Source organism: Rubrivirga sp. (genome assembly GCF_965213695.1).
Classification (GTDB): Bacteria; Bacteroidota; Rhodothermia; order Rhodothermales; family Rubricoccaceae; genus Rubrivirga.
In genome coordinates this window covers 3852794-3873858 of the sequence record NZ_OZ243912.1, presented here as the reverse complement: position 1 = coordinate 3873858, position 21065 = coordinate 3852794, and the positions used below count along the sequence as shown (strand labels likewise).

General features: G+C 72.7%; 19 protein-coding genes. 9 read left to right on the top strand and 10 right to left on the bottom strand.

Annotation, left to right across the window (positions count from 1 at the left end; all coding sequences use genetic code 11):
• Nucleotides 1-43: 43 nt before the first annotated feature.
• The gene (locus tag ACOOHE_RS17170) at nt 44-1693 is read right to left on the bottom strand and encodes a sigma-54-dependent transcriptional regulator (RefSeq protein WP_420455312.1); all 1650 of its coding nucleotides are present in this window, start codon (nt 1691-1693) and stop codon (nt 44-46) included.
• Between the two features lie 175 nt (nt 1694-1868).
• Nucleotides 1869-2123 (bottom strand): hypothetical protein, encoded by a 255-nt coding sequence (locus tag ACOOHE_RS17165; RefSeq protein WP_420455311.1) that lies wholly within the window; start codon nt 2121-2123, stop codon nt 1869-1871.
• Nucleotides 2124-2157: 34 nt separating this feature from the next.
• Between ACOOHE_RS17165 and ACOOHE_RS17160 the strand changes: the two genes are divergently transcribed.
• From ACOOHE_RS17160 to ACOOHE_RS17145, 4 genes are all read left to right on the top strand, one after another.
• Nucleotides 2158-2538, top strand: a complete 381-nt coding sequence (locus tag ACOOHE_RS17160; RefSeq protein ID WP_420455310.1) for a PIN domain-containing protein — start codon at nt 2158-2160, stop codon at nt 2536-2538.
• Between the two features lie 214 nt (nt 2539-2752).
• Nucleotides 2753-3040, top strand: a complete 288-nt coding sequence (locus ACOOHE_RS17155) for a metalloregulator ArsR/SmtB family transcription factor (RefSeq protein ID WP_420455309.1) — start codon at nt 2753-2755, stop codon at nt 3038-3040.
• The gene (locus ACOOHE_RS17150; protein ID WP_420455308.1) at nt 3037-3636 is read left to right on the top strand and encodes an SdpI family protein; all 600 of its coding nucleotides are present in this window, start codon (nt 3037-3039) and stop codon (nt 3634-3636) included. The genes ACOOHE_RS17155 and ACOOHE_RS17150 overlap by 4 nt, the downstream gene beginning before the upstream one ends.
• Nucleotides 3637-3638: 2 nt before the next feature.
• Nucleotides 3639-4649 (top strand): alpha/beta hydrolase, encoded by a 1011-nt coding sequence (locus ACOOHE_RS17145; protein WP_420455307.1) that lies wholly within the window; start codon nt 3639-3641, stop codon nt 4647-4649.
• Here the strand turns inward: ACOOHE_RS17145 and ACOOHE_RS17140 are convergent.
• The 4 genes from ACOOHE_RS17140 to ACOOHE_RS17125 form a co-directional block, all read right to left on the bottom strand.
• Nucleotides 4646-5524, bottom strand: a complete 879-nt coding sequence (locus ACOOHE_RS17140; protein WP_420455306.1) for an undecaprenyl-diphosphate phosphatase — start codon at nt 5522-5524, stop codon at nt 4646-4648. The genes ACOOHE_RS17145 and ACOOHE_RS17140 overlap by 4 nt on opposite strands.
• 99 nt (nt 5525-5623) lie before the next feature.
• Nucleotides 5624-7255 (bottom strand): NFACT family protein, encoded by a 1632-nt coding sequence (locus ACOOHE_RS17135; RefSeq protein ID WP_420455305.1) that lies wholly within the window; start codon nt 7253-7255, stop codon nt 5624-5626.
• Nucleotides 7256-7286: 31 nt separating this feature from the next.
• Nucleotides 7287-7757 (bottom strand): carboxypeptidase-like regulatory domain-containing protein, encoded by a 471-nt coding sequence (locus ACOOHE_RS17130; protein ID WP_420455304.1) that lies wholly within the window; start codon nt 7755-7757, stop codon nt 7287-7289.
• A gap of 62 nt (nt 7758-7819) precedes the next feature.
• Entirely contained in the window at nt 7820-8251 is a 432-nt protein-coding gene (locus ACOOHE_RS17125; RefSeq protein ID WP_420455303.1) for a carboxypeptidase-like regulatory domain-containing protein, read from the bottom strand.
• A gap of 168 nt (nt 8252-8419) precedes the next feature.
• Between ACOOHE_RS17125 and ACOOHE_RS17120 the strand changes: the two genes are divergently transcribed.
• The 4 genes from ACOOHE_RS17120 to ACOOHE_RS17105 are packed head-to-tail and all read left to right on the top strand — an operon-like array spanning nt 8420 to nt 13704.
• Entirely contained in the window at nt 8420-8974 is a 555-nt protein-coding gene (locus tag ACOOHE_RS17120) for an RNA polymerase sigma-70 factor (protein ID WP_420455302.1), read from the top strand.
• A 13-nt stretch (nt 8975-8987) separates the two neighbouring features.
• Nucleotides 8988-9995, top strand: coding sequence for a FecR family protein (locus tag ACOOHE_RS17115; RefSeq protein ID WP_420455301.1), 1008 nt, complete (start codon nt 8988-8990; stop codon nt 9993-9995).
• A complete protein-coding gene (locus ACOOHE_RS17110; protein WP_420455300.1) occupies nt 9992-12667 on the top strand; it encodes a carboxypeptidase regulatory-like domain-containing protein in 2676 nt (891 codons plus the stop codon). Before ACOOHE_RS17115 ends, ACOOHE_RS17110 begins: the two co-directional genes overlap by 4 nt.
• Complete coding sequence (locus ACOOHE_RS17105) at nt 12667-13704, top strand: DUF4249 domain-containing protein (protein ID WP_420455299.1); 1038 nt, start codon at nt 12667-12669, stop codon at nt 13702-13704. The genes ACOOHE_RS17110 and ACOOHE_RS17105 overlap by 1 nt, the downstream gene beginning before the upstream one ends.
• A 6-nt stretch (nt 13705-13710) precedes the next feature.
• Here the strand turns inward: ACOOHE_RS17105 and ACOOHE_RS17100 are convergent, their stop codons facing one another.
• On the bottom strand, nt 13711-14595 hold the full coding sequence (locus tag ACOOHE_RS17100; protein ID WP_420455298.1) for a PPK2 family polyphosphate kinase: 885 nt from the start codon (nt 14593-14595) through the stop codon (nt 13711-13713).
• Between the two features lie 57 nt (nt 14596-14652).
• Entirely contained in the window at nt 14653-15192 is a 540-nt protein-coding gene (locus ACOOHE_RS17095; RefSeq protein WP_420455297.1) for a hypothetical protein, read from the bottom strand.
• A gap of 187 nt (nt 15193-15379) precedes the next feature.
• Between ACOOHE_RS17095 and ACOOHE_RS17090 the strand changes: the two genes are divergently transcribed.
• Nucleotides 15380-15817: a CBS domain-containing protein gene (locus ACOOHE_RS17090; RefSeq protein ID WP_420455296.1), complete on the top strand. Its 438-nt coding sequence runs from the start codon at nt 15380-15382 to the stop codon at nt 15815-15817.
• Nucleotides 15818-15829: 12 nt separating this feature from the next.
• On the opposite strand, the gene recN is transcribed toward ACOOHE_RS17090, so the two are convergent.
• Together recN and secA are read right to left on the bottom strand one after the other, a co-directional pair.
• Entirely contained in the window at nt 15830-17554 is a 1725-nt protein-coding gene (recN, locus tag ACOOHE_RS17085) for a DNA repair protein RecN (protein WP_420455295.1), read from the bottom strand.
• Nucleotides 17555-17636: 82 nt separating this feature from the next.
• Nucleotides 17637-21056, bottom strand: coding sequence for a preprotein translocase subunit SecA (secA, locus tag ACOOHE_RS17080; protein WP_420455294.1), 3420 nt, complete (start codon nt 21054-21056; stop codon nt 17637-17639).
• Nucleotides 21057-21065 lie beyond the last annotated feature (9 nt).

The window sequence follows — 21065 nt, the reverse complement described above, 5'->3', positions numbered from 1 at the left end:
GGCCTCCGGAGCCCTCCAGAGCCGACTCCGGGCGCCAGGGCCGTCAGCCCTCGCCCAGGCCGTACTTCTTGAGGAGCCGGTACATCGTCGCCCGGCCGATGCCGAGGTCGGAGGCGGCCCGCTCAACGTTCCCCTCGTGGAGCGCGTGCGCCCGCTCGACGGCCCGGCGCTTGAGCTCCTCCAGCGGGACGATGACGTCGTCCGGGTCGAGGGCGGCGATCCCGCCGGACGCCGCTCCGTGCGGCGCGTCCGTCGGGCGTTCGTCGGCCGGCCGAGCCGCCGTCGCCCGCGCGCCCGCGCCGAGGGGCGGGAGGTCGTCCCACGAGGTCGGCGCGCGGACGGCGGGCTCCCCGGGGGTCTCGGCGGGGCCGCTCGGCGAGGCGCCGACCGCGCCGTCGCCCGCGGCCGTCTCGGCCACGTCGGGCGTGTGATCGCCCTCGGCGCCGCGGTCGCTCGCCCGGCGGCGGTAGCCGGTCCGGTCCGCCCACGGCAGGATGGCCCGGGGCCCCCCGATCAGGAGGTCGCCCGGGCCGATCTCGTCGGCGTCGGCGATGAGGAGGGCCCGCTCGACGGTCGACTTGAGCTCGCGGACGTTGCCGGGCCAAGCGTAGTCGAGGAGCACGCGGACGGCGTCGCCCGAGAGCCGCTTGCCCTTAAACTGGGGGTGCTCGGCGACGTAGCCCTCCAGGAACCCTTGGGCCAGCAGCAACACGTCGTTGCCGCGCTCCCGCAGCGGCGGGAGCGCGACCGGGAACTGGAACAGCCGGTAATACAGGTCCTCCCGGAACGTCCCCTCCCTCACCATCTGGAGCACGCTCTTGTTGGTCGCCGAGATCACGCGGCACGAGAACTTGATCGTCCCCGTCCCCCCGACGCGCGTGACCTCGCGCGTCTGGAGCGCCCGCAGCAGCTTGGCCTGCAACCCGAGGTCGAGCTCCCCGACCTCGTCCAGGAAGAGGGTCCCCCCGTCGGCCTGCTCGAACTTGCCGATGTGGCGGGCGTGGGCGCCCGTGAACGACCCCTTCTCGTGGCCGAAGAACTCGCTCTCCATGAGTTCCCGGGGGATCGCCGCGCAGTTCACCACGACGAACGGGCCGACCTCGGGCTCGCCCGGCGGCGGGTCCGAGTTGAAGTGGATGGCCCGGGCCACGAGCTCCTTGCCGGTCCCGGACTCGCCCTCGATGGCGACGGTCAGGTTGCCCCGCAACGTCTTCTGGACGAGCTGGTAGACCCGCTCCATCGCCGGGCTGTCGCCGACGATCTCGTCCATCCCGTACTTTTTGGCCACCTCGGCCCGGAGCTGCTCGACCTCTCTCGCCAGCTTGACGCGGCCCTTGAGCCGGTCCACGACCACGTCGAGCTTGACGAGGTCGTCTTGGCCCTTCGTGATGTAGTCCGTCGCCCCGCCTTTCATGGCCTCGACGGCCACCTCGGCCGTCCCCTGCGCCGAGATCATGACGACGGGCAAGTCGGGCTCGAACAGCTGGAGCCGCCGCAACGTCTCCATCCCCCCGATCCCCGGCATCATGATGTCGAGGAACACGAGGTCCGGCCGGAGCCGGTCGAGCGCGTCGAGCGCGTCCTCGCCGGAGTGGAACACGGAGACCTCGTGGCCGGCGGCCTTGTCGAGGCGGTACGAGAGGAGGCGGGCGTAGTGCCGGTCGTCGTCGACGACGAAGATGCGCGTGGTCACGGTCGCGGGGGAGGGAGGGCCCCGGGTATCGGCCGCCGGAGTGTTCGTCTCAACCCCCACCCCCCACCGACTGCGGAACGTGGGCCGGCTCCATCCGGAGAGGGCACCCCCTCGGAATGAGACGCGAGTGGACCATCGAGAGTCGCCGCTCCGCCGTCGTATCTAGCAGAGACGCCTAGCCCCGCTCAGAGCGGAGCGCTCTCTCCCACGCCACGGGGTCTGTGATGTCGTCGAACGCGCCTCCGTCTGAGATCTGTCGGAGCAGACGTGCGAGATCCGTCCCGTTCCATCCCGGCCCAGGGAGCTTCGCTGCCTTCTCGCGCACGATGACGTCGACGACAACCTCGCGGTCACCGGCCAAGTCAGGTGGCGGGTCTCCGATCCAACGGAGCCCGTCCTTGGAAAGGATCGCGGGGAACGGTCTGGACATGGGAGTCTCAACATACGCCGTCCGTCTCTGAACGATGCTGCTCGACTCGAACGTGCTCGTCGCTTCCGTGTCCCGGTCGCACGGGCACCACGAAGCCGTCCTCCGGTTCATCGAGCGTGCGGAGGGACCGCTGTACGTCTCCGCCCTGTCCCGGGTCGAGTTTCTCGGTCGGCCCGGCGCGACGCCCGGGGAGTTGGCCCTCCGCGAGTACATCTACGAGGGGCACGAGGAGCTTCCAATTGATGGGGCCGTCCTCAACGTAGCAGCCGGGTTCCGGCGCCGACGGCAAGGGCTCAAGACTGCCGACGCCATCATTGCGGGGGCGGCCTTCCACTATCGGATCCCGCTGGTCACGGCCAATCTAAAAGACTTCGACTGGATTGAGGAGCTGGCGGTGATCGACCCGACCGTTTAGATCCGGCTCGGTGACCCCGGTCGCGGATCCAGAGTGCGCGAGGTGCTGTCGTGACGGTCACCGGACGAGTGCCTGGGCCGCCCGTTTCTCCGAACCAGACGCGGGGAGGGGAGGGCACGGGCCACCGTGTGGGCCGACATTTTTTTGCTGGTGGTGCATCGGGGGGTGACGAGGGCCGTAGGTTCGCTTCCACGTTTCGACAACCTTGGAAGCGATGTCCCTCTTCAAAGCCCTCGGCGACCCCTCGCGGCGGGCCGTCCTCGACCTCCTCCGCGACGGCGACCGGACGGCCGGCGAGATCGCCGAGGCCCTCGGCCTCCCCGCGCCGACGGCCTCGCACCACCTCGGGCTGCTCCGCCAGGCGGGCCTGGTGACGTCCGAGAAGGACGGCCGGTTCGTCCGCTACACGCTCGCGACGACGGCCCTCGAAGAGGCGGCCGGCTGGATCGCCGGCTTGCTGGCGGCCCGCCCCTCGCCTTCCGACGCCCCCGCCCGGCCGTGACGCTCTGGCCCTCCCTCCGCCGTGAAGCGCCGGCGCTCGTCGCGCTCGCCCTCCCGTTCGCCGCCAGCGCCGCCTGCGGCCGGCCGCTCCCTCCGCTGGCCCTGAGTGCGGCGCTCACCGGCGTCGGTCTCTACGCCGGCCTGGTGCTGTTCCCGCTCGTCGACCCGGTCCGCCGCGCGCGGTGGGACGCGAAGCCGCTGCCCGGGCTCCGGCTGGCGCTGGCGGTGGTGACAGCGGCGACGGCGCTGCTGACCGCCCGCGCCCTGTTCGTCGGGGACGCCGAGGCGGCCCACCGCGTCGGGCTGCTGGCGACGGTGGCCCTGCTCGCCGTGGTCGGCAACGCGCTGCCGGCGCTGCCGCCGAACCTGTTTATCGGGATCCGCCTGCCGTGGACGGTCCGCGACCGCCGGGTGTGGGCCGAGACGCACCGGGCGGCGGGGCACGGGCTGGTGGCCGTCGCGCTCGGCCTGGCCGCTTTGTGGCCGGTCCTCGACGTCGGCGCCTACCAGTCGCTGACGACCGCCGCGATTCTCCTCGCCCTCGCCGCCTCGGCCGTCCATTCGTGGCTCCTCTCCCGCCGCCTTCCCTCCGCCTGACCATGCGCTCCGTGTTCCTCGCCGCCCTCGCCGCGGCGCTGCTGGCCCCCGCCGTCCGCGCCCAAAACGTGGCGTGGACCGAGCACGCCGACTCGGTCGTGACGGCCTCCGGCACGCTCCACGGCACGCTCGCGCTGCCGGACGCCGACGGCCCGGTCCCCGTCGCCCTCCTCATCGCGGGCTCGGGCCCGACCGACCGGGACGGAAACCAGGGCGGGGAGGGGCCGGCCACGCTCCGCAAGCTGGCCCACGCCCTCGCCGCGCGCGGCGTCGCGTCGGTCCGCTTTGACAAGCGGGGGATCGCCGAGAGCGAGGCGGCCGGCGACGCCGAGGGCGCGGGCCGCTACGACCTCTTCGTCGCGGACGTGGCCGACTGGACGGACCGCCTCCAGGCCGACCCCCGGTTCTCGACAGTCTCGCTCGCCGGCCACAGCGAGGGCGGCCTGTTCGCGCTCGCCGCCGGCCACGCCCGCCGCGCCGACGCTGTCGTGTCCATCGCCGGGCCGGGCATCCCCATGACGGCCGTCCTCCGCCGCCAGCTTGCCGACCCCGTCCGCCTCCCGACCGAGGAGTTGCGGGCCGCGGCCACACGCGCGCTCGACGCCATCGAGGCCGGCGAGGTCGCCGACGACCTGCCGGCCCCGCTCGACCAGTTGTTCTCGCCGAGCACCCAGCGGATGCTGGCCGAGTGGGCGCCGTGGGACCCCGCGGCCGAGGCCGCCGCCTTCGACGGCCCGATCTTGGTGGTCCAGGGGACGACCGACCGGCAGGGCGAGCCCGACGAGGCCGAGCGGCTGGCGGCGGCGAGCGACCGCGCGCAGCTCCTCCTGATCGACGGGATGAACCACGTGCTGGTCCAAGACAGCGGCACCCTCTTCGAGCAGGCGGTCGGCTCGTACGCCGACCCCGCGCGCCCGCTCGACGAGACGTTGGTCCGCGAGGTCGCCGCGTTCCTCCTGGGCGTCGCGCCCCGCGAGATCGGCCCGGCCGCGCCGATGCCGACGGGCGGCTAGATCCAGATCAGCCCGGCGATCCCGATGGCGAAGCAGTAGTACGCGAAGTACTGGAGCGACTGGCGCTGGACGAGCACCTGGACCGCCCGGATCGCGAACACGCCCGAGCCGAACGCCACCGCCGTCCCGACGAGGAGCGGCAGCGCGCCCGTCGTCATCCCGGTCTCCACCATGTCGAGCGACTTCAGCAGCGTCGCCCCGAGCACGACCGGGAGCAGCATGAGGAACGAGAAGTCGGCGGCCTCCTTCCGGTCGACGTTGAGGTAGATGGCCGTGCAAATCGTGGAGCCGGACCGGCTGATGCCGGGGATGAGCGCGCACGTCTGGGCGATCCCGACCAGGACCGCTTTGAGCGGCGAGAGCACGCCGTCGGGGTCCGGCCGGAGCCGGGTGAGCAGGAGCAGGACGCCGGTCACGATGAGCGCGCCGCAGACGAACCGGGGGTCGCCGAACAGGGCCTCGAGCCGCTCCTCGAACAGCAGGTAGCCCAAGAACGTCGGCACCATCGTGATCAGGACGTAGAGCGCCAGCCGGAGCGACGGGACCGGCCCGCCCGACGGCTGGGGTTCGTAGTCGATGGCATCGCCGCGGGCCCGCTCGATCTTGCCGGGGCGGATCGCCTGGGCCCACGCCGACCCGTTCGTCAAGGCGCCAGCCGCGTCGCGCAGGATCCGCCCGATCCGCTCGCGGTAGACGAGGAGGATCGAGAGCGCCGTCCCGAAGTGGACGAACACCTCGAACGTGACGTCGTCGGCGGCCTGGGTGTCGAGGCCGAGCAGGTACTCGCCGAGCACCAGGTGGCCCGAGGACGAGATGGGGAGGAACTCGGCGAGGCCCTGGACGAGGCCCAGGATCGCGGCTTGCCACCACGTCATGCGGAGAGGGGTCGGGGAAGAGGGGCCGGCAACCTACGCCGGGCCGGACGGCGGGGCCCGTGGAGCGTTCGCGGGACGAGCGGTCTCCGCCCCGACCGTCTACGGCGCCGACGGCGTCACGTCGAGCACGTCCTCGCGGTCGACGCGGACGAGCCCCGGCGGCCCGCCCTTGACCGGGCGGACGTACTTCCGTTCGGTCACCGTGACCGGCACGACCGACTGCGTCCGGGCCGTCGAGAACCACGCCGCCAGCCGGGCCGCCGCGGCGACCGTCGGCGCCGGCACCTCGGTCGACCGGCCGGGCCGCTTCACGACGACGTGGCTGCCGGGCACGCCGCGCGCGTGGAGCCACAGGTCGTGGGGGCTCGCGACGCGCGTCGTCAGGTGGGCGTTGCCCCGGGCGTGCTTGCCGACGAGGGCCTCGAACCCGCCCGGCAACGGGAACCGGCGGAACGGCTCGACCGGGCCGTCGTCGCCCCGGGCGCCCAGGACGCGGGCGAGCGCCTCCGCCTCGTCCTCCTTGAGCGCGCGGAGCTCGGCGACCGTCGTCGTCGCGCGGACCCGGGCGAGCAGGTCGGCGGCGGCCTCGGCGTCCTGCTGGACCTTGGCCCACCGGGCCTCGGCGGAGGCCCGCGCCTTGCGCGTCCGGCGGGCCTTGTCGTAGTACCGCTCGGCGTTCTCGACGGCCGACCGCGCCGGGTCGAGCGGGATCTCGACCGGCGACCCGTCGCCCAGGATGTCATCGAGGGTGATCGACTCGTAGCCCGGCCCCTGACCCCCCGCCGACGCCATCAGCAGGTGGCCCCACGTCTCGTAGCGGTCGGCGCGCGACGGCCGGGACAGCTCGTCGAGCATGGCCTCGGCCGAGCGCTGGCGGCGGGCGGCGGCGGCGGCGAGCGGCTTGTCGAGCAGGCCGTACAGCGCGCGGTACGCCCGCTGCGCCAGCGACCGCTTGGCCCACACGCCGACCGCCGCGTCGACGGTCTCGAACGTCTCGACCCGCCAGCCGTCCGGCACGTCGGAGGGGGGGACGAGGGCGAACGCCTCGGCGACCGGGCCGCGCCAGACCACGACGGGCCGAGGGTCCGCCAGGTCGGCCTCGACGGCCTGGACGGCGGCGAACAGCTCCGCCGGGTCGATGTCGTCGGGCGACGCATCCGGGTCGAGGCCGGCACGTCGCACGGCGTCGGCAGCGAGGTCGCGTGTGAACAGCGGGACGGCTCCGGCCACGCTCTGCGCCAGCGTCTTCCGCTCGCGCCAGCGCCCGGCGAACGCTTGGGCGGTGGCCACCTCGGGCGCCGGTCGCGGCGTCGGCGCGGGCTGGCCGACGTGCTCGGCCTCGTCCAGGAACGCGGCCCGGACGGTCCCCTCGGCGTCGGTCCAGAACACGTTGGGGCGGGCGCCGAACAGGACGACCTGGAGCCGGCTCCCGTCGGTGAAGTCGAGGAACAGGTGCCGGTCGCGCTCGGCCACGCGGGCGCGCGAGACGCGGCGCCCGACGACCCGGTCGAGCACGTCGGCCGTGTTGCGGCGCTGGCGGCCGGCGCCGTCGGTGCGGAAGACGAGCGTGAGCGCGGGGTCGCAGATGACGCGGACCGTCGTCGGGCCGGCGTCGGTGTCGAGGCCGAGCGAGAGCTCGCGCGGGCTCTGCGTCCACGCCTCGGCGACGACGGCGCCGGCAAGCCGGGCGTCCCACTCGGAGGCGAGGGCGCGGAGCGTGTAGAAGTCCATGGGCCGAAGATCGACCCGTTCCGGGTCTCGACTACTTCGCCACCCAGCGGCTGACCGGCACGGCGCTCCGCTCCATCCAGGCCGAGCAGCACGACGACTCCCAGTGCCAGTAGCTGACGACGCGGGCCTGGTAGATCCCGTGGCTAATGGCCTCCGGTTCTGCGAACGTGATGACGCACTCGCAGAGCAGGGTCGCCTTCAGCGCGGGCCGAATTGTGGTCGTCCCTCGCGGCTCCACGGAGACCCGGCGGTCTCGGATCTCATAACCGATATAGGCCGTGCGGACGAGGTGCTCTCCGGCCGGCGCTCGAAACGCGAACCGGCCGTGGATGTCGGTCGCCGCGCCGATGGCCGTGTCGACCAGCCAGACGCTGGCGCCGATGAGCGGGTCGCCGGTCTCAGCGTCGGTGACCACGCCAACGATCCAGCCGGTCGCGACCGTGTCGGCGGGCTGAGCCGCGGTGGACACCGCGAGGACCGAGAGCAACAGAGCGGCACGCATGGCGGCGGGGGAGGGGAAGGCCAGGATCGGCCGGGCCCGCGTCGTCCACAAGCCGATCCCGGTTACCCCTCGGTGTCGTCGCCGGTCATGTGGCTGCCGTCCTCGCCGTGCTCGTGGACGACGGCGCAGCCGACGCCCGCGCCCGGCGCGAGCGCGATGTCGAGCGCGCCGCCCTGGGCCCCGACCTCGGCCTCGACCGTCTGGAGGTGGTACCGGTACGCCCCGGTGCGGACGGCGTGCGTCCCGGCCGGCACGCCCTCGATCACGAACGACCCGTCGCGCTGCGACACGGCGCCGATCCCGAGCGCCGGGATCACGACGCCGGCCCCGACGACGGGCTGGCCCGTCTCGGCGTCGGTGACCACGCCCGCGAGCGTCGTCGTCTGGGCGCGGGCGGGCGCCGTCGCCAGGAGCGCGAGGGTGGCGAGCAGGAGGAGCGGGCGCCCCGCGAGCGGGATCTGCGACATGGTGGGGAGGTGGCGGGTCGTGGCCAAGATGCAACGGCGCGGTCGGGGGCGCCAGCACCTCTCGGGACACGACTCATCGTGTCCGCCGGGAACGGCCGCCCCACCAACGACCGCCGGGACCCTGACGTGCCGGAACGATCCGTGCGGAATGGACTGGGGGGAGCGGCCCGCTCGCGGGTATCTCGTCCGTCCCCCATGACCGACACCCCCGACCCCTCGGCCCTCGCCGCCCGCGTCCGCTCCGGCGACCGGGCCGCCTTCGAGGCCCTGTTCCGGTCGGCCTGGGGCGACCTCGCCCGCTACGCCCGGACGCTCGCCGACCCCGCCGAGGCCGACGACGCCGTCCAGGACGCCCTCCTCACGCTCTGGCGCCGCCGCGCCGACCTCGACCCCGACCGCTCGGTCCGGGCCCTCCTTTACACCGCCGTGCGGAACCGACTCCTCAACCGCCAGCGCGACCACGCCCGCCGCCGCGACCTGCTCGACACGATGGACGCGCCCGCCTCGCCCCCGCTCCCCGACGCCACGACCGAGGCCTCGCTGCTCGGCGCGCTCGTCCGCGACCGGCTCGCGACGCTGCCGGACCGCCAGCGCGAGGCGTTCGGCCTGAGCCGGTTCGACGGGCTGAGCCACGCCGAGATCGCCGACGTGATGGGGTGCTCGGCGAAGACGGTCGAGAACCACGTCGGCCGGGCGCTCGCCGCGCTCCGCGACCACCTCCGGCGCCACGCGCCCGACGCCTTCCTCTAGCCCGGTGCCCGCCATGCCCCTTGCTCCGCCCCCCGATGTCCGCGCCTGGATCGACCGCCAGGCCGCGCCCGACCGTGCCCCGCTCGCCCGGGCCTGGGCCGTGGCCGGCCTGGCCGCCGACGCCCCCGCGCCCGACGCCGATGCCGCGTGGGCCCGACTCGACGCCGCCCTCGACGGCGGGATAGGCACCTCGGTCCCTACGACGTCCCCTCTCCCCCTGGGAGAGGGACAGGGTGAGGGCGGACGGATCGCGGCGCCAGCCCGGCGGGCTTCCCGCCCAACTACTCGCCCCAACCGGTCGCCCATTCACCACTCCCGCTGGCTCTCGCGGTGGACCGCCTCCGTCGCGCTCGCGGCCGTCGTCGCCCTCGCCGTCGTCGTCGGTGGCCGGGTCGAGGTCCGGGCCGAGGGGACGGTGGCCGAGGTCGCGCTGCCGGACGGGAGCACGGTCGCGCTCGCGCCCGGCTCCGAGGTCGCGTTCCGGCGTGGACTGTGGGGCGGCACGCGCCGCGTCGCGCTCGACGGACAGGGCCTGTTTGAGGTCGCGTCCGACGGCCGGCCGTTCGTGGTCGAGACCGGCAACGCCGAGGTCGAGGTGCTGGGGACCGTGTTCGACGTCCTTTCGTGGCCCAGCACCGACGAGACGGCCGTGACGCTCGTTGAGGGGTCGGTCCGCCTGCGGTCGGCCGGCGGCGCGGTCACGCTCGATCCGGGCGAGGTCAGCCGCGTGGCCGGCGCCGGCGCCCCGACGCCGCCCGTGGCCACCGACGTCGAGGCCGTGACGGCGTGGCGCCGCGGCGGGTTCTCCGTGGTCGACGCGCCGCTGGCGACGGTCGCCGCGGCCGTCGAGGGGCGGTTCGGGCGGGCGGTCCGCCTGGGCGCGGGCGTCGATCCCGGCCGCCGCCTCACCCTCTTTCTGCCCGACGCCGACTCGGCCGACGCCGTGCTCGGCGACGTCGCCGCCTACCTCGACCTCCGCTTCTCCGTCGGCTCCGATGGCTACGCCCTGCTCGCCCGATGACCACTCGACTTCTCTTCACCGCGCTGGCGCTCGCGCTCGCCGCCCCCGCCTCGGCCCAGACCGAGACCCGTCTCGACGACGCGCTCCGCGACCTCGCCGAGCGGCGGGGCCTCCGGCTCGTCTACGCCCCCGACCTCGTCGCCGGGAAGCGGACGGCGTGCCCGGCGGTGACGCGCGCGTCGAACCAGCCGGCTGAGGCCGTGTTGGCGTGCGTGCTGGCGGGGACCGGGGTGGAGTCCCGGCCGCTCCCGTCCGGCACCGTCGCCCTGTACCGCGCTCCGGTAGACGCCCGCCCGGCTCGCTCGGCGCCCGCGCCTCCGGCCGAGCGCGTCCAGGCGACGCACACGCTGAGCGGGTTCGTCTCGGACGAGGCCACCGGCGAGGTGCTGGCCGGCGCCGCCGTCTACGCGCCCGCCCTCAGCCGGGGCGTGACGACGAATGCCTACGGGTTCTACAGCCTGCCGCTGCCGGCCGGCGAGGTCCGCGTCGTCGCCAGCTCGGTCGGGTACGAGGCGCGGGCCGAGACCGTCGCGCTCGGCGCCGACCGCCGGCTCGACCTGGCGCTGGCGCCCGCCAGCATCGGCGAGGTCGTCGTCGAGGCCGACGAGGACGGGGCGGACCTCCGGCCCGAGACCGAGCTTCAGATGGGCCGCGTCGCGCTCACCGGCGCTGACGTCCAGGGGTTGCCGGCACTGTTGGGCGAGGCCGACGTGCTGAAGGCCGTCCAGCTTCTCCCCGGTGTCCGCGGCGGGCAGGAGGGGACGGCCGGGCTCTACGTCCGCGGCGGGTCGCCGGACCAGACGCTGATCCTGCTCGACGGCGTCCCGGTCTACAACTCGAACCACTTGTTCGGCTTCCTCTCGACGTTCAACGGGGACGCCGTCCAGCGCGTCGAGCTGACGAAGGGGGCGTACCCGGCGCGCTACGGCGGGCGGCTCGGTTCGGTCTTGGATGTCCGCTTGCGCGACGGCGACGACACCCAGCGCCGCGTGAGCGGCCAGGTCGGGTTGCTCTCGACGCGGCTGCTGGCGGAGGGCCCGCTCAGTGAGAACGCCTCGTTCCTGGTCAGCGGGCGGCGGACCTACGCCGATGTCGTGGCCCGGCCGTTCATCGCCGTCGCCAACCGGAACTCGGCCCAGACCGACGGCCAGCAGGTCGATCCGCGCGCCTATTTCTACGACCTCAACGCCAAGCTCAACTGGCGGCCGAGCGAGCGCGACCGCGTGTACCTCAGCCTGTACCGCGGCACCGACGCCTTCGGCGCCGACATCACCGAGCCCCGGCCGGGCGGTGCCCAAGACCGCGCCTCGGTCGGCCTGGACTGGGGCAACGTGACGGGCTCGCTGAGGGGCACGCGCGTGCTCTCGCCCCGGGCCTTCGCCGCCGTCACGCTCGCCGCCAGCGACTACGCCTTCGATGTCGGCGTCGACATCGAGGACGGCGTGGGTGGGCCGGAGCCGACGACGGCGCGGGCCCAGTACCGCTCGGGCATCCGCGACCTCACGGCGCGTGTTGACCTCGACCTCGCGGCGGGCCGCGGCCACACGCTCCGGCTCGGCGGCGGCGCGGGCCTCCACCGGTTCACGCCGGGCGCCCTCTCGCTCGTCGGGACCGGCGCCGCGGACACGACGCTCGGGACGACGCCCACGAGCGGGGTCGACGTCGTGGCCTACGCCGAGGACGAGTGGCGCGTGACGGACCGGCTCACGCTCGGGCTGGGCCTCCACGGCGCGCTCTACGCCGTCGGCGGGACCGTCTACCCGTCCGTCGAGCCGCGGCTGGCGGCGTCGTTCCGCGCCGCCGACCGGCTCGCACTCAAGGCCTCGTTCGCGACGACCCAGCAGCCGCTCCACCTCCTGACGACCGGCGGCGGCATCGGGCTCCCTGCCGACCTCTGGGTCCCGGCCACTGAGCAGATCGGGCCCGAGCGCGGGTGGCAGGCGGCGCTCGGCGCAGCCGGCTCGCTCCCGTCCGGCCGGACGTCGTGGACGTTGGAAGGGTACTGGCGCGAGATGCGCGGGCTGGTGGCCTATCGCGAGGGCGCCGCGTTCACGGCCCCGTTCGACGACTGGCAGGATCTGGTTGAAGTGGGCGAGGGCCGCTCGTTCGGGCTCGAAGCGTTTGTCCAGCACCGGACCGACCGGCTCACGGCCTGGGCCGGCTACACCCTCGCCAAGACCGACCGCCAGTTCGACGCCATCAACAGCGGCGAGCGGTTCCCCTTCCGCTACGACCGCCGCCACGACCTCTCGCTCACGGCGCAGTACCGGCTCTCGAACAAGTTCGACGTGTCGGCGGCCTTCGTCTATGGGACCGGCGACGCGGTCACGCTCCCCCAAGCGCTCTACCAGGCGCCGCGCTACGGCTGGGGCGACCTCGCCGGGTGGGTCCGGCCCCAGGGCGGCAACGACCTCACAGCACAGACGGACTACGGCCCGCGCAACGGCTTCCGCCTGCCGGCAACCGCCCGCCTCGACCTCGGCGTGTCGTGGCACTTCCGGCGGGGCCCGCGCCCGCACGCGCTCCACCTCAACGTGTACAACGCGACAAACCGGAAGAACCCCTTCATGACGACGCTCGAGCGGGGCTACGGCGACGACGGCCGCCGCCAGCTCACGGGCCTGGCGCTCTTCCCGGTCCTCCCGACGCTCTCCTACCAGTTCTCGTTCTGATGCGACGCCCGTCCCTCATTCTGCTGGCAGCGGTCCTCGCTGGAACGCTCGGCGCCTGCGACTTCACGCCGACGCTCGACGTCCCGCTCCCCGACTTCGAGCCGGCCCTCACCCTCAACGGCGTCCTCGCGGCCGACTCGACGGTCGAGGTCCGGATCACGGCCGCGGCCGACCCCTACGGCCGCTACCCCGACGACGGCTTGTTCGAGATCCCGCAGGGGACGGTGGCCGAGCTGTTCCGCGACGGCGCCTCGCTCGGCCCGCTCCGCCTCGCCTCGGCCGAGTGCCCCGACTACTCCAAGCCGGTCGACCCGGTCGCGGGGCCGGTGACGGTCGAGTGCGGCGCGTTCATCTCGGACGTCGTCGTCGAGCCCGGGGCGACGTACACGCTCCGGGCCTCGGCGCCGGGCTACCCCGCGGCCGAGGCGACGGTCACGGTCCCAGGCCGCGTCCCGGTCACGCTCGACGTCGGGCCGCCGGTCGAGGCCGAGGTCCCGGGCTGGATCCGCGTCGACCGCGACGTCGCCGTCTCATTCCGCGACCCGGCCGGCCTCGGCGACCGCTACGCGCTGATGGCTGTGAGCGGGCCGTGGACCTACACGGACACGTACCAGACCTGCGACCGTGGCGGCGTGTCCTGCAGCGACACCACGGTCCACTACCGCGTGCCGCACACGCGGTTCACCTACACCACGTCCGACCCGGTGCTCCTGGCCGGCGCCCGGACGATCCCGACCAACGGCATCAGCTTCGCCACGTTCACCGACGAGGTGTTCGACGGGGAGGCCCGGTCGCTCAAGGTCCGGGTCCACGATCTGATCCACCCCGACCGCAGGGAGGAGCCCGAGTTCGAAGCTGTCTGGCTCGTCGCGGTCGACGCCGAGACGTTCGGGGCCTACCAGATCGCGTGGTTCGGCTACCCCGCCGGCGAGGACTTCAACCCGTTCCAAGAGCCGATCGACCTCCCCTCGAACGTCGTCGGCGGCTACGGTCTGCTCGGCGCCGTCACGGTCAACGCGGCGCCGGTCCCGGAGTAGGCCGGGTCAGCTGTCGTCGCTTTCGAGCTGCTGGCGGCCCCATTCCAACAACTCGCGCTGGTCGTCGTCGGGCTCGGGGAAGTCGTCGTGGAGACCGTGGAGCGCGCCCAAAACGACGGACGCGGCGGCGGCCCGCGAGTACCACTTCTGGTCCGACGGGATCACGAACCACGGCGCCCGGTCGGTGGTGGTGGCCCGGAGCGCGGCGCCGTAGGCGTCGAGGAAGGCGTCCCACTGCTCGCGCTTCTCGATGTCGGCCTTGCCAAAGTCCCACCGCTTCTCGGGCCGCTCGATCCGCTCCAGGAGGCGCCGCCGCTGCTCGTCCTTCGAGACGTGGAAAAAGAGCTTGACCACGGCGACCCCGTTCTCGACCAAGGTCCGCTCGAAGTCGCGGATCTGTCGGAACCGGTCGTCCCAGAGCGCGCCGCTCTCGGCGCCGGCCTCGACCTCGGGCGGGAGCGACTGGTCGTCCAGGAGCTCGGGCGAGACGCGGTCGCCGACGACCTGGCTGTAGTGCGACCGGTTGAAGATGGCGAGCTCGCCGCGTGCGGGCGCCGCAATCGCGGCCCGGCGCAAGAAGACGTGGCGGGCCTCGTCGTCCGACATCGACGCGAACGAGCGGGCCCGCGCCGAGCCCGGGTCGACGGCGCCCATCACGTGGTGGATCGCCTCGTCCTTGCCGGCCGCGTCCATCCCCTCGACCACGATCAGCAGCCCGTGCGTCCCGTGCGCCTCCAGCATGAGCTGGGCCCGGGCCAGGCGGCGGGCGCTGTCCTCCGTGAAGTCACGGGCTTGGTCCTCGCCCGCGAAGGCGTCGGTGGCCGCCGGGTCGCGGTCGTCGAGGCGGTCGTCGGGGCCGAAGCGGAGGGCGGCGGGGTCGGGGCCGGACATGGCGGGGCGAGGGGGGCTCGGCCGAACGCCCGCCGGGCCGCCGGGCTCCCGTCAGCGCTACAGCCCGAACAGGATCGACGTGCCGACGCCCACCATCCGCTGGGCCATCACGCCCTCGATCCGCAGGCCCTCGACGGGCCCCGGCCCGACCGTGTAGCCGGCCGTGAGGGTTGGCCCCGGCTGGAACCCGACGCGGACCCCGGCCCCGACCGACAAGCCGCGGACGCCGGGCACGAGCAGGCTCACGTCGGCGGAGAGCGAGGCGACGGCGCGCGTGTCCTCGCACAGGCTGCGCGAGACGGTCCGCCCCGAGTTCAGGTCGCGGCACGGCGTCCCGCCGTCGAAGAGGTCGGGCGCCTCGGTGTCGAAGCTGTACCCGCCGCCCGTCGTGTGCGAGGCCGCGCCGAGCTCGACGTCGGCAGTCCACAACAGGCGGCCGGTGGCCAGGGCGCCGCCGACGGTCCCGGCCATGAGGAACTCGGGCGTGCCGCCGTCGGGCCCGCCGGACCCGACGAGGCCGCCGACGCTGAAGCTCGGCTGGGCGACGGCCGCCGACGCGGCGACGAGGAGGGCGAGGGCGAACGGGCGGGCAGTCATGGGAGCGACGGGGGAAGGGAATCAGAACGCCGCGTCTCACTGGAAGAAGGTCACCCTCCGCGACGGAAAGAGCATCCGGGCCCGGCGGATGACCCCGGCAAGCCGTGTCCCCACGACGTTCGGAGCGCTCGCCTTGCTAGATCCGGCCGTGAACCCCTTATGTTGGTGACACCTATCCCGCAGCGCCATGACCATCGCCTCCCTCGTCGGCCGCAGCCCGACCGACCTCGTCACCATCGGTCCCGACGCCACCGTCTTTGAAGCCATCGGCCGGATGGTCGAGCGCAACGTCGGCTCGATCCTGGTCGTCGAGGGCGACGCGCTCCGGGGCATCTTCACCGAGCGCGACTACCTCCGGCGGATCGCGCTCGAAGGCCGGACCTCGCGCGAGACGGCCGTCCGCGACGTCATGACGGCCGACCTGGTGACCGTCGGGCCGGACGAGAGCGTCGACGGGTGCCTCGCGCTCATGACCAAGCGGAAGATCCGCCACCTCCCCGTGCTCCGCGACGGCGAGCTCGTGGGCGTCGTGTCCATCGGCGACCTGGTGCGGGCGCGGCTCCAGCGGGCCGAGGGCGAGGCCGAGGGGCTCCGCCAGTTCGTCTCCGGCGGCTACCCCGGCTGAGGGCGGCCGGCGCTACCCGTCGAGCCGTCCGCTCTCGATCAGCTCCCTCGCGGACTGGAGCGCGGCCTCCGAGACCGCGTCGCCCGAGAGCAAGCCGGCGACGGCCTCGGCCCGCTCGGCCTCGTCGAGCCGGCGGATGTAGGTCCGCGTCCGCCCCTCCTCGACGGTCTTCTCGACCAGGAAGTGGACGTCGCCCAGGCTCGCGATCTGGGGGAGGTGCGTGATCGCGATGATCTGGTGGAACTGGGCCAGCCGGTGCATCGACTCGCCCGCGCGCCGGGCGATGGGGCCCGAGATCCCCGTGTCGATCTCGTCGAACACCAGGATCGGCAGCCGCTCGGACTTGGCCAGGATCGCCTTGAGCGCCAGCATGATCCGGGACACCTCGCCGCCGGAGGCCACCTTCGCGAGCGGCTTCGGGTCCTCGCCCAGGTTCGCCGAGAGGTGGAACTCGACCAGGTCGGCCCCGGCCGGGAACGCCTGGACGGGCCGCTGGCGGGCCCCCTCGGGCAGCCGGACCCAGCCGGCGGGGTCGTCCTGGAACCCGAACCGGACCTCGAACCGGGCGTGGGGCATCCCCAGCGTCGCCAGCTCCACGCCGACGGCCTCCTCAATCCGCTGGGCCACCTCGTGGCGTTTTTGGGAGAGCCGGTACGCGGCCTGGCTGAGCGCCTCCTGGGCCGCCTCGATCTGGCCGTCGAGCCGGGCGATGGCCCCCTCGAAGTCCTTTGCCAGCGCGTAGGTCGCGCCGATGTCCTCGCGGTAGGCCAGGACGGCCTCGACGGTCCCGCCGTATTTCCGCTCGAGGTAGTCGATCTCGCCCATCCGCTCCCGAATCTCGTCGAGTCGCTCGGGGTTGAACTCGACCTCGGCGTTGTAGCCCTGCAAAAACTGGGTCGCCTCCTTGAGCGCGATCTCGGCCGAGCGGATGTCGGCGAGCGTATCGTCGAAGGCCGAGTCGATCCGGGCCAGGTCCTGGAGCTGGTTGCGGACCAGGACGAGCCGGTCGTAGAGCGCGTCGTCGGACTCGGAGATCTGGGCGTAGAGCTCGGCCGTCGCCTCGTAGAGCCGCTCGGCGTTCTCCAGGATCCGGCGCTCGGCCTCCAGGTCGTCGGCCTCGTCGGGCAGCAGCGCCGCCGCGTCGATCTCCTCGATCTGGAAGGCGTAGAGCTCCTTCTGCTTTTGGAGCTCGGACTCGCGGCGGACCAGGTCCGCCCGCTCCGACGTCAGCGCGGCCACGACCCGGTACGCCTTCCGGTAGGTGTCGACGAGCCCGCCCAACCCGCCGAAGTTGTCGAGGAGCTCGACGTGCGTCTCGGTCCGCAAGAGCGACTGGTGCTCGTGCTGGCCGTGGAGGTCGATGGTGTTCGAGGCCACCTCACGCAGCACGTCGAGCGTGGCCGGCGTGTCGTTGATGAACGCGCGCGAGCCGCGCGCCGAGATCTCGCGGCGGACGACGAGGTAGCCGCCCTCGGACGGGTCGATCTCGTGCTCCTCCAACAGCGCCGGCAACCGCCCCTCGTCGGCGTTGTCGAACACGCCCTCGACGACGGCCTTCTTGGCCCCAGTCCGCAGGGCCTCCGTGCTGGCGCGCTCGCCCAACAAGAGCTTGAGCGCGCCCAGCAGGATCGACTTGCCCGCGCCCGTCTCGCCCGTGATGATGTTGAGCCCGCTGTCGAACTCGACTTCGAGCCGCTCGATGAGCGCGTAGTCGCGGATGGAGAGGCTGCGGAGCATCGGGAGATGAATGATCGGGTGATCGGATGATCGAGGCAACCGATCACCCGATCACCCGATCAGAAAACCACCCGATGGCGGGCTAGCCCCGGCCGTGGCAGTGCTTGTACTTCTTGCCCGAGCCGCAGGGGCACGGCTCGTTCCGGCCGGCCGTCTTCTCGACCACGACCGGGGCCGCCTTGGCCGTCGGGTCGCGCTCGGCCGACGAGGCGCCGTCGCCGCCGATGCCGGCCGCGTAGTCGGGCGTCGCCTTCTCCTGCGTCGCCGTGGCGCGGTTGGCGTCCAGGCGCGGCTTCGAGACCTGCTGGACGCGCCGGGCCGCCTGGCGCTGGCTGTCGCCCTGGACGAGCGGCCCGGCCTTGAACACCAACCCGACGACTTCCTCGTCGACCGTCTGGACGAGCTCCTTGAACAGCTTGAAGGCCTCCATCTTGTACTCGATGAGCGGGTCCTTCTGGCCGTACGAGCGGAGCCCGACACCCTGCTTGACCTCGTCGAGGTCACGCAAGTGTTCGGTCCACTTCTCGTCGATCACCGAGAGCACGGCGGCCCGCTCGAGCGCGTCGTTGATCTCTTGGCCCTGGCTCTCCAGGACGGCCTCCGGCGTGACGGTCGCCCGGAGCACGCGGCGGCCGTCGGTAAAGTCGACGTAGAGCTTTTTGGGACGCTTGTCCTCGTCCGCCTTGTCCATCATCTCCTTGGCGGAGGTGTAGAACGGGCCCGCCAACGCGGACCGCTTGCGGCGGTAGTGGGCCGTCGCCTCGTCCAGGATCCGGTCGATGAGCCCCTGCTCGCCTAGGCTGTGCGCCACCTGGGGGTCGATCTCCATGTCGAAGGCGAGGTGGAGCCGGAGCCCCTCGCGGATCTCCTCCAGGTCGCCGTTGCCGAAGTGCTCGCCGACGATCCGCTCGACGAGCTCCGAGAGCATGTCCAGGATGTCGCCGCGGAGCCGGTCGCCTTCGAGCGCGTGCATCCGTCGGTCGTAGATCACCTCGCGCTGGGCGTTGAGCACGTCGTCGTACTCGAGCTGGCGCTTGCGAGACGCGAAGTGGTTCTGCTCGACCTTGGTCTGGGACCGCTCGACGCCCTTGGTGAGCCACTTGTGGGTGAGGACCTCGTCCTCCTCCATCCCGAGCTTGTCCATGATCTTGGCCGTCCGGTCGTGGCCGAACAAGCGCATCAGGTCGTCCTCGAGCGAGACGTAGAACTGGCTGAAGCCGGGGTCGCCCTGACGGCCGGCGCGGCCCCGGAGCTGCAAGTCGATCCGGCGGCTGTCGTGGCGCTCGGTCCCCAGGATGGCGAGCCCGCCGAGCTCGGTGACGCCCGGGGCCAGCTTGATGTCGGTCCCTCGCCCGGCCATGTTCGTCGCGATCGTGACCGCGCCGATCTGGCCGGCCTCGGCGACGATCTGGGCCTCGGCCTGGGCCCGGCTCGCCTTCGCGTTGAGCACGTTGTGCGGGATCTTGGCGCCCTGGAGCAGGCGCGACATCTGCTCCGACGTCTCGACAGACGCCGTGCCGATCAGGAGCGGCTGGCCCGTCTCGTGGATCTCTTGGATCCGGTCGAGGAGCGCCTTGTACTTGGCCCGCTTCGTCTTGTAGATGAGGTCGTCGTCGTCGTCGCGCGCGATGGGCCGGTTCGTCGGCACCACGACGACGGGGAGCTTGTAGATCTTGCTGAACTCCTCGGCCTCGGTCTCGGCCGTGCCCGTCATGCCCGCCAGCTTGGCGTACATCCGGAAGTAGTTCTGGATCGTGATGGTGGCGTAGGTCTGGGTCGCCGCCTGGACCTTGACCTTTTCCTTGGCCTCAATCGCCTGGTGGAGCCCGTCCGAGTACCGGCGTCCGGGGAGCACCCGGCCCGTGTGCTCGTCGACGATCATCACCTTGTCGTCCTGGACGATGTACTCCTTGTCCTTCTCGTACAACGTGTACCCACGCAAGAGCTGGTTGACCGCGTGGATGCGCTCGGACTTCTCGGCGTACTGCGTGTAGAGCAGCCGCTTGGCCTCCTCGGCCTCGTTGCGCAGGACGCGCAAGTCGTTGTCGAGCTTGTGCTGGCGCTTCTCCTCGTCCAAGCTGGCGTCGCTCTTGAGCGACTCGACGAGGGCCGCTTTCTTCTCGGCGTACGTCCCCTCGATCCGGGCGATCTCGCTGCCCACGTCGGGGATGACGAAAAAGTCGGCGTCGGTCCCGGCGGCCCGGCCGATGGACTCGCGCCCCCGGTCGGTCATCTCGAGCTGGTGCTGGGCCTCGTCGAGCGCGAAGAACAGCGGCTCGTCGACCTCGGGCATCCGCTTGGCGCTTTCTGCGAGATAGATGGCCTCGACGGAGCGGATCAGCATCTCGACGCCCGTCTCGCCCTTGAGCTTGATGAGCTTCTTGTTGCGGGGGTACCCGCGCTGAGCGCGAAGGAGGGCGAGCCCGGCCTCGTCGCGGAGCTGGCGGGCCCGCTTCTTGTCCGTCTCCTCGATCTCGTCGGCCTCCCGGAGCTTCCGCTCGGCGTCCGAGACGTAGCCGGCGACGAGCTTCTGCTGGTCGCGGACGAGCTTCTCGACGGGCGGGTTGAACTCCTTGAACTCGTCGATCGACGCCTGGGGGACGGGGCCCGAGATGATGAGCGGCGTCCGCGCCTCGTCGATCAGGACCGAGTCGACCTCGTCGACGATGGCGTAGTGGTGCTGGCGCTGGACGAGCTGCTCGGCGTCGACCACGAACGAGTTGTCGCGGAGGTAGTCGAACCCGAACTCGTTGTTGGTCCCGTAGGTGATGTCGGCCCGGTAGGACTGGCGCCGGCCCGGGCTGTGCGACGGGTGCTTGTCGATGCAGTCGACGGTGAGCCCGTGGAACTCGAAGATCGGCGCCATCCACTCGGCGTCGCGCTGGGCGAGGTACGGGTTGACCGTGACGATGTGGACGCCGCGCCCGACGAGCGCGTTGAGGTAGATCGGGGCCACCGACGTGAGCGTCTTGCCCTCGCCCGTCTTCATCTCGGCCACCTGCCCGCGGTGGAGCACCACGCCGCCCAACAGCTGGACGTCGAACGGGACCATGTTCCACTCGATCTCGGACCCGCCGGCCTCCCACGTCTTGCCCACAAACCGCCGGCACGTCTCCTTGACGACGCCGAACGCCTCGGGCAGGATCTCGTCGAGCACGTCCTCGACGGCGTCGATCCAGTCGCCCTCCAGGTCGTCGAGCCGTCCGTAGAGGTCCTGGCGGTCGCGGACCGAGAGCGTGTCGCCGGTCGTCGGGTCGGCGTCGGCGTTGTCGCCGCCGGCGGCCAGGAGCCGGGCGCGGACGTCGGCCTGCTCGGCCTCGATGGGCGCGGCGGCCTCGGCGATCCGCTCGCGGAACGCCTCGGTGCGGGCCCGGAGCTCGTCGTCGGTGACGTGCTGGAGCCGCTCGGCGTGCGCGTTGATCTCGTCGACGAGGGGCCAGAGCTTTTTGAGCTCGCGGTCGTTGGAGTCGCCGCCGAAGAGCTTTTGGAGGGCCTTGAGCATAGATGCGGA

What these genes read in the sequence shown, in the direction of transcription:
- ACOOHE_RS17155 (WP_420455309.1), top strand. Translation starts at nt 2,753, where the DNA reads ATGTCCCTCTTCAAAGCCCTCGGCGACCCCTCGCGGCGGGCCGTCCTC.
- ACOOHE_RS17100 (WP_420455298.1), bottom strand. Translation starts at nt 14,595, where the DNA reads ATGTCCGGCCCCGACCCCGCCGCCCTCCGCTTCGGCCCCGACGACCGC.
- ACOOHE_RS17165 (WP_420455311.1), bottom strand. Translation starts at nt 2,123, where the DNA reads ATGTCCAGACCGTTCCCCGCGATCCTTTCCAAGGACGGGCTCCGTTGG.
- ACOOHE_RS17135 (WP_420455305.1), bottom strand. Translation starts at nt 7,255, where the DNA reads ATGGACTTCTACACGCTCCGCGCCCTCGCCTCCGAGTGGGACGCCCGG.
- ACOOHE_RS17110 (WP_420455300.1), top strand. Translation starts at nt 9,992, where the DNA reads ATGACCACTCGACTTCTCTTCACCGCGCTGGCGCTCGCGCTCGCCGCC.
- ACOOHE_RS17120 (WP_420455302.1), top strand. Translation starts at nt 8,420, where the DNA reads ATGACCGACACCCCCGACCCCTCGGCCCTCGCCGCCCGCGTCCGCTCC.
- ACOOHE_RS17115 (WP_420455301.1), top strand. Translation starts at nt 8,988, where the DNA reads ATGCCCCTTGCTCCGCCCCCCGATGTCCGCGCCTGGATCGACCGCCAG.
- ACOOHE_RS17095 (WP_420455297.1), bottom strand. Translation starts at nt 15,192, where the DNA reads ATGACTGCCCGCCCGTTCGCCCTCGCCCTCCTCGTCGCCGCGTCGGCG.
- ACOOHE_RS17140 (WP_420455306.1), bottom strand. Translation starts at nt 5,524, where the DNA reads ATGACGTGGTGGCAAGCCGCGATCCTGGGCCTCGTCCAGGGCCTCGCC.
- ACOOHE_RS17145 (WP_420455307.1), top strand. Translation starts at nt 3,639, where the DNA reads ATGCGCTCCGTGTTCCTCGCCGCCCTCGCCGCGGCGCTGCTGGCCCCC.
- ACOOHE_RS17090 (WP_420455296.1), top strand. Translation starts at nt 15,380, where the DNA reads ATGACCATCGCCTCCCTCGTCGGCCGCAGCCCGACCGACCTCGTCACC.
- recN (WP_420455295.1), bottom strand. Translation starts at nt 17,554, where the DNA reads ATGCTCCGCAGCCTCTCCATCCGCGACTACGCGCTCATCGAGCGGCTC.
- ACOOHE_RS17130 (WP_420455304.1), bottom strand. Translation starts at nt 7,757, where the DNA reads ATGCGTGCCGCTCTGTTGCTCTCGGTCCTCGCGGTGTCCACCGCGGCT.
- ACOOHE_RS17160 (WP_420455310.1), top strand. Translation starts at nt 2,158, where the DNA reads ATGCTGCTCGACTCGAACGTGCTCGTCGCTTCCGTGTCCCGGTCGCAC.
- secA (WP_420455294.1), bottom strand. Translation starts at nt 21,056, where the DNA reads ATGCTCAAGGCCCTCCAAAAGCTCTTCGGCGGCGACTCCAACGACCGC.
- ACOOHE_RS17105 (WP_420455299.1), top strand. Translation starts at nt 12,667, where the DNA reads ATGCGACGCCCGTCCCTCATTCTGCTGGCAGCGGTCCTCGCTGGAACG.